The 521-nt window shown below is 72.0% G+C and carries 1 protein-coding gene; it reads left to right on the top strand.

Annotation, left to right across the window (positions count from 1 at the left end):
- Window positions 1-521, top strand: a 521-nt coding sequence (locus HA630_RS27130; RefSeq protein ID WP_166832209.1) for an aminotransferase class I/II-fold pyridoxal phosphate-dependent enzyme, incomplete at both ends; no start/stop codon positions are given.

Genomic DNA, 521 nt, shown 5'->3' with positions numbered 1-521 from the left:
GACCTGGTGGCCAAGGTGCTGATCGACCCGGGCAGCCGGGTGCTGGTGGAAACCCCGACCTACCTGGGTGCGCTGCAGGCTTTTGGCCCGATGGAACCCGAGGTGGTGGGCGTGCCCGGCGACGACGAAGGCCCGGCGCTGGCCGGGCTGCGGCAGGCCCTGGGGCTGGGCGAGGAGGCGGCCGACGCACCCGAAACCCCGGAACGTCGCCGGCTGCTGCAGTTGGACCTGACCCCGGCCCGGGGCTTCCCGCGTTTCATGTACCTGCTGCCCAATTTCCAGAACCCCACCGGGCGCAGCATGAGCGAGGCACGGCGGGCCGCCCTGAGCGCGGAGACCCAGCGACTGGGCCTGCCGATTGTGGAAGACAACCCCTACGGTGACCTGTGGTTCGACACCCCACCGCCCGCGCCCCTGACCGCCCGCCACCCCGCCGGCTGTGTGTACCTGGGGTCGTTCTCCAAAGTGCTGGCCCCTGGGCTGCGGCTGGGCTTTCTGGTGGCGCCGCCCGCGCTGTACCC

Source organism: Aquabacterium sp. A08 (assembly GCF_011742065.1).
This window is presented reverse-complemented; position numbering and strand designations above follow the sequence as displayed.